The sequence below is a fragment of the Salmonella sp. 741265055_HSA genome, from assembly GCF_046569525.1.
Taxonomy (GTDB): domain Bacteria; phylum Pseudomonadota; class Gammaproteobacteria; order Enterobacterales; family Enterobacteriaceae; genus Salmonella; species Salmonella enterica.
The window spans coordinates 25,310-32,144 of sequence record NZ_JBKFSQ010000043.1; the positions used below are offsets into that span (position 1 = coordinate 25,310).

At 51.9% G+C, this 6,835-nt stretch carries 5 protein-coding genes; 1 reads left to right on the plus strand and 4 read right to left on the minus strand.

Going from position 1 to position 6,835, the window contains the following annotated elements:
- Positions 1 to 2: 2 nt before the first annotated feature.
- The 4 genes from dapD to ACLD4K_RS19120 all read right to left on the minus strand — a co-directional run bounded on the left by dapD (position 3) and on the right by ACLD4K_RS19120 (position 6,422).
- Positions 3 to 827, minus strand: a complete 825-nt coding sequence (dapD, locus tag ACLD4K_RS19105; protein ID WP_001186673.1) for a 2,3,4,5-tetrahydropyridine-2,6-dicarboxylate N-succinyltransferase — start codon at positions 825 to 827, stop codon at positions 3 to 5.
- A gap of 29 nt (positions 828 to 856) precedes the next feature.
- Complete coding sequence (gene glnD, locus ACLD4K_RS19110) at positions 857 to 3,529, minus strand: bifunctional uridylyltransferase/uridylyl-removing protein GlnD (protein WP_183060092.1); 2,673 nt, start codon at positions 3,527 to 3,529, stop codon at positions 857 to 859.
- A gap of 237 nt (positions 3,530 to 3,766) precedes the next feature.
- Positions 3,767 to 4,561 carry a type I methionyl aminopeptidase gene (gene map / locus ACLD4K_RS19115; protein WP_183060093.1) on the minus strand — a complete coding sequence of 265 codons (795 nt, stop codon included), beginning with the start codon at positions 4,559 to 4,561 and terminating at the stop codon, positions 3,767 to 3,769.
- A 133-nt stretch (positions 4,562 to 4,694) separates the two neighbouring features.
- The gene (locus ACLD4K_RS19120) at positions 4,695 to 6,422 is read right to left on the minus strand and encodes a hypothetical protein (RefSeq protein WP_411012340.1); all 1,728 of its coding nucleotides are present in this window, start codon (positions 6,420 to 6,422) and stop codon (positions 4,695 to 4,697) included.
- Positions 6,423 to 6,770: 348 nt separating this feature from the next.
- Here ACLD4K_RS19120 and ACLD4K_RS19125 point away from each other — a divergent pair.
- The coding region (locus ACLD4K_RS19125) for a hypothetical protein (protein WP_223863071.1) at positions 6,771 to 6,835 on the plus strand (65 nt) is incomplete at its 3' end.

The following is a 6,835-nucleotide window of genomic DNA, read 5'->3' on the forward strand; positions in this document are numbered from 1 at the left end:
GCTTAATCAATAGTGCGCAATAATTCGTTAATGCCCACTTTACCACGCGTTTTGGCGTCGACTTTTTTCACGATCACCGCGCAGTACAAACTGTACTTACCGTCTTTTGACGGTAGGTTGCCGGAAACGACCACGGAGCCCGCCGGTACGCGGCCATAGTGAACTTCACCGGTTTCGCGATCGTAGATTTTGGTGCTCTGGCCGAGGTATACGCCCATGGAAATGACGGAACCTTCTTCGACAATGACGCCTTCCACGACTTCAGAACGCGCGCCAATAAAGCAGTTGTCTTCAATGATGGTCGGGTTAGCCTGCAGCGGCTCCAGTACGCCGCCGATACCCACGCCACCGGAAAGGTGAACATTTTTACCAATCTGCGCGCAGGAACCCACAGTCGCCCAGGTGTCAACCATGGTGCCTTCGTCAACGTAGGCGCCGATGTTAACGTAAGACGGCATCAACACGGTGTTGCGGGCGATAAATGCGCCCTGACGAACGGCCGCAGGCGGAACAACGCGGAAGCCTTCTTTCTGAAAACGCGCTTCGTCGTAATCAGCGAATTTCATCGGGACTTTATCGAAGTAGCGGCTTTCCGCACCGTCGATAACCTGGTTATCGTTAATACGGAAAGAGAGCAGAACCGCTTTCTTCAACCACTGGTGAGTGACCCACTGACCGTCGATTTTTTCTGCGACACGCAGCGCGCCGGAATCAAGTAGAGAAATGACCTGGTTTACCGCCTCTCGGGTCACGGTATCTACATTTGCCGGCGTAATATCGGCGCGGCGCTCAAAAGCGGTCTCAATAACGTTCTGTAACTGCTGCATTGTTAAACTCTTTCATATAAATAAACACACTACCCTTTATCGTTTGGATTGAGGGCCGCTGTCAACCGTTGTTGCACCTCAAGTTGCAGCACATTATTAAGTGCGCGCCGATCCGCTGTGGCGATTATGAATAAATCTTCTACTCGTTCACCAATGGTTGTAATTCGGGCGCCATGAAGCGAAATTCCCAGATCGGCAAAAATTTGTCCGACCCTGGCCAGCAGACCAGGTTGATCGAGCGCGATCAATTCCATGAATGATTTTCTGTCGGTATGGGTGGGCAGAAAATTGACGTCCGTTTCGACCGTAAAGTGCCGTAACTTTGCCGGTTGCCGACGCGGCTGCGGCGGCTGCCAGCTACGCTGCGTAATGGTCTGTTCAAGACCGGTGCGAATAACGTCATGACGATCCGCCGCCAGCGGGCTGCCGTCTGGTTCCAGAACGATAAACGTATCCATTGCCATGCCGTCGCGAGTGGTAAAGATCTGCGCGTCATGGACGCTTAAATTACGCCTGTCCAGCTCGGCGCAGACGGCGGCAAACAGATAGGGTCTGTCCGGGCTCCAGATAAAAATTTCGGTTCCGCCGCGCGTGGCCTGCGGACTGAGCAACACTAACGGTTGGCGCAGATCGTGCTGCAATAAATGGCGTGCGTGCCAGGCGAGCTGATTTGGACTATGACGAACAAAATAGTTAGCGCGACAGCGGGTCCAGATTTTGTGCAGCGCGGCTTCATCAATATTGTCCATTCGCAGCAGCGCCAGCGCCTGAAGCTGATGGTGACGCACGCGCTCACGCATATCCGGCGTATTTTGCATTCCACGCCTGAGCTGTTTTTCAGTGGCGAAGTACAGCTCGCGCAGCAGGCTCTGTTTCCAGCTATTCCACAAGGTTTCGTTGGTCGCGCAGATGTCCGCGACGGTCAGGCAGACCAGAAAACGCAGCCGTGTTTCGGTTTGCACTTCTTCGGCGAACTGCTTGATGACTTCCGGATCCTGGATGTCGCGGCGCTGGGCGGTGACCGACATCAGCAGGTGTTGGCGCACCAGCCAGGCGACCAGTTGCGTTTCGCGTGAGTTCAAACCGTGCAGTTCGGCGAAGGTGAGTACATCCTGCGCGCCCAGTACCGAATGGTCGCCGCCGCGTCCTTTCGCAATATCGTGGAACAGCGCGGCGATCAGGATCAGTTCCGGATGGGGAAGCCGCGGCCAGAGATCGACGCATAGCGGATGGCGCTGGCGCGTCTCTTCTTTCGCGAAGCTCTCCAGTTTGAGCATTACGCGGATGGTGTGTTCATCCACCGTGTATGCGTGGAACAGGTCAAACTGCATTTGTCCGACGATGTGTGACCACTGCGGCATATAAGCCCACAGTACGCTGTGGCGGTGCATAGGCAGCAGGCCGCGGCTGACCGCGCCGGGATGGCGCAGCATACTAAGAAACAGAGTGCGCGCCTCCGGGATGTAGCACAGCGGTTGGCTCAGGTGGCGGCGGGCGTGGCGCAAATGGCGTAACGTCGTAGAGTAGATGCCGGTGATCGCGCTATTGCGCACCATCATATAAAACATGCGCAGGATCGCTTGCGGTTCGCGGATAAACAGCGTGTCGTCACGCAGATCAATGAGCGTGCCGCGCAGTTGAAACTCACCGTCAACAGGACGTGGTTTTTCATCCGCAGGCAGCGCCAGAATCGCCTCGTCAAATAGCTGAAGCAGCATCTGATTAAGTTCGCTGACCCGGCGCGTAACCCGGAAGTAGTCTTTCATCATCCGCTCAACCGGATCATTGCCCTCGCCGCTGTAGTTAAGGCGTTGAGCGACGCTTAACTGGCGGTCGAACAGCAGGCGGTTATCGTAGCGGCTGACCACCAGATGTAGCGCAAAGCGAATGCGCCACAGGATATGCAGGCATTCGTTGAGCTCCGCGCGTTCAGCCGGGGTTAAAAAGCCGAATCCCACCATCTCATCGAGCGAGGTAGCGCCGAAGTGACGTCGGGCGACCCACTGCAACGTATGGATATCGCGCAGGCCGCCGGGGCTGCTTTTAATATCTGGCTCCAGATTATAGCTGGTGCCGTGATAGCGCTGGTGGCGCTGGTTCTGCTCTTCTACTTTAGCGGCGTAAAATTTGTCGGACGGCCAAAAACCTTCGCTGAAAATATGTTTTTGCAGTGCCAGAAACAGAGCGACATCACCGATCAGCAGGCGCGTTTCGATGAGGTTTGTCGCAACGGTTAAATCAGACAGACCTTCCAGCAGACACTCTTCCAGCGTACGTACGCTATGTCCGACATCCAGCTTGACGTCCCATAATAAAGTCAGCAGTTCGCCGACCTTTTGCGCCTGTTCATCGGGCAGCTTTTTGCGGCTTAAAATGAGCAGATCAATATCGGAAAGCGGATGCAGTTCGCCGCGTCCATAGCCGCCGACGGCGACCAGCGCCAGATCGGCAATCTGACCGAAACCGGCCTCAATCCACAGGCGTTGCAACAACTGGTCAATAAATTCGGTACGAGCTTCAATAAGCTGTTCAGCACAAATGCCGCTGTCAAATGCCTCGCCCAGCCAGTGTTGAAAGATGTCGATGCGGGCTTTGATACCGGCGACGGTCAGTTCAGCGCGCGGCCAGACGCCAGGGTTTTGCGGCTGGTCCGGGAGGGTGGGGAGTGCGGTATTCGCGTGCTGTTCAGGAAGAGTATTCATATGCGCCACCCATTAAAAAGCCGGATGGTGGCGTGAACGCCTTACCCGGCCTACGTATTTACTCTTCATCCTTCAAGTTGCTTCTGCGTTGGCTGCGCTCGTTCACTCCAGTCACGTACTTATGTACGCTCCTGAAGATTCACTCTCTTGCCGCCTTGAGGCAACTCGAATGATTTTGAGTAAAGGTGTAATTTGTAGGCCTGATAAGATGCGAAGGCATCGCCATCAGGCAAAACATTATTCGTTGTGTGTGATGACCGCCGGGATGGTGTCATCTTTACGCAGCGTCAGAATTTCACAGCCGTTTTCCGTTACCACAATAGTATGCTCGTACTGAGCAGACAAGCTGCGGTCTTTGGTTTTTACCGTCCAGCCGTCTTTCATGGTGCGGATACGGTAATCCCCGGCGTTCAGCATCGGTTCAATGGTAAAGGTCATGCCAGGCTGCAACACGACGCCGCCATCGTCTGCATCATAATGCAGCACCTGCGGTTCTTCATGGAAGCCGCGACCAATACCGTGTCCGCAGTATTCACGTACCACGGAGAAACCTTCGCCTTCGGCATATTTCTGGATGGCGGCGCCAATGGTGCGCAGGCGGATGCCCGGTTTCACCATTTTGATGCCCAGATACAGGCTCTCTTGCGTGACGCGGCACAGACGCTCACCCAGAATGGTCGGTTTGCCGACGATAAACATCTTCGAGGTATCGCCGTGGAATTCATCTTTAATCACGGTCACGTCGATGTTGACGATATCACCATCTTTCAGATGTTTAGCGTCATCCGGAATGCCGTGGCACACCACTTCATTAATAGAGATACAGACGGATTTCGGATAGCCGTGGTAGCCGAGGCAGGCGGAGATCGCGTGTTGTTCGTTAACGATGTAATCGTTACAGATACGGTCCAGTTCGCCGGTGGTGACGCCCGGTTTGATATACGGTTCGATCATTTCCAGCACTTCGGCTGCCAGACGGCCCGCGACGCGCATTTTTTCGATGTCTTCAGATGTCTTGATAGAAATAGCCATGGATAGTGTCCAGCAGTGTCGATTATTTCGACAATAATAGGTTATGTCGTATCAATGTTAACAGTGCAGCGGCGTCAGTGCCAGATGTTGAACATTCTGGTAACGCTGACGTCCGCATGGTTCACCAGGTTGATTAGGGTTTCTTAACGGCTTTACCGTGACGGTCAAAGGTGAATTTTTGGTCGGTTCTGCGGTATACACCTTCCCCTTCAGATTTAACAAAGGTGGCGACAATATAGGGAGACTGCCACTCAAATGAGTATTTGCCGTTTTTGGGCATCGGAATCAGCAAATTACCATCGTTATCGATGAAACCATCGTCGACCTCAAAGCCAATATCGGCAACGGCTTTTGCGAAGGGGTTATATTTAAAGAGGTTTTTCTTTTCGCTGGCGGGAATTTTCGGCAACTTGCTGAAATCGAGATGCTTAAAGACCTGAGCCAGAAATAGCTGGTTCTCCAGCGATGCCGCCTGCCGGGCCGGAAACTCCAGCGTCAGATTGTCGGCCAGGCGGTAGTACCAGGAATAATTAGCATTATCTCCGTTCATTGTAAAAATAAAGAGATTTTCCAGCCGCTTGCCGTTGGGATATTTCTGTTGGTTTTTCGCCATCACCTCGTCAAGGGTGGTATGATGAACCTTGATATCGACATAAATATAATTAGAAAAACAACTGTTGTATTTTACTGACATTCGCGGTGAAAGAGGCTTAATAAAACGCTGTGGTTTTTTCAGTAGCGGCGTTAATGTTTCTTCAAAGCTACGCTGGGTTTCAACAACATCGAATAGCTGGTTCATGCTGGTCTGATAACGCGATTCGAGCTCTTTTCCCGGCAATGACAGGTCGGCCAGCGACAACACATCCTTACCGCGATATTGTGGCTCCATGGTGCGCACAATAGCCCAGGCACGCGCAACGGTTGTAAGCTCTCCGTCTACAGCATTGGCTCGGGCAACAAGCCAGGTCCCGGTGGCATCGTCATACTGAAAATACACGGCTTCAGGGGTGTAGTCCTCGTTGTAGTAGACAGCGCCGTTGTCGGTGCGGAAAAGAATGCCTTTTTGGCTGGCGAGCCATCTGTCCAGATAGGCGGGGTCTTTTGCTGTTTTAACCACAAAAATCTCACCGTTAATCATTTCTGATTGTTTATGGTCTGCCGCTGTTTTTTCGCGTTCTGTAAAGCTATAAACGTGGGTACCTTCGTCTTTGATATTAATATAAAGCCCTTGATTTCCCATGCGGCGGAAATAGGCGCCGGAGTTCCATGAATCAAGGGAGTTATAAATTGACAACGGGAGTTTGATCGCCAGATTGGAGGTGACAGAAAAAACGACGCCGGGAAAATCATCTTTCTGAACGAGGGCGGCTAGCTGTTCACGCTCCTGAGTGAGGCGGGTCTGCCATTTTTGTTGCTGCTCTGCGAAACGTGATTTGATTTTCTGAAGTCCCGGGGTGCTGTCATCGACCTGCTGAAGCTTCAACGTAATAACACAGTCAAAAAAGCCGCAGGCCATCTTTGGTTCGCTCACCAGACTGAGTGTTTTACCGTTGTTTTCTGTTTTGAGAGAGTAGGTTATCCCTTCGATTTGTATTTGTTGATTTTTAATCTCATAGCGTGAAGTGCTATTCCAGCGATTGGCCGTTAGCGCCTCTGGCGCCAGGTTAAACCAAACCCAGTTTTTATTTTCCTCAAAGGCCGAAGTAATACTCTGTTGCGTTTTTGTGCTGGGCTGCTGCGTGTCAACGCTGAAATCAATGTGGGTTTCTTCTGTGAGGTAAGTCTGCGCTGTGGCATAAGCGGAAGCGATACCACACCCTGTTAATAGTATTAATATATTGATAATTATACTTTTATTCACCAATTAAATCCTTTTATAAATCTTGCTATTCCATGTGCCGCGATTGTAGATACCCCTTCCGCTCGCTGAATTGATCCAGATAAAGTTCTGCCATGCTTTTTTGAGTCCGAATCGCCACTCAACGCGTTCTTTGGTTGAACAACTGTTGGTTTTCAGCGCCATTTTGTGGTATAAAGCGCGCCGGACTTCCGATCCATTCGAAGACTACACACGATGGACGGGAGCGACAAATCTCACTTTGTGTAACAACACACACGTATCGGCACATATTCCGGGGTGCCCTTTGGGGTCGGTAATATGGGATACGTGGAGGCATAACCCCAACTTAATCTATAGAGGTTTTAAATCATGGCAACTGTTTCCATGCGCGACATGCTCAAGGCTGGTGTTCACTTTGGTCACCAGACCCGTTA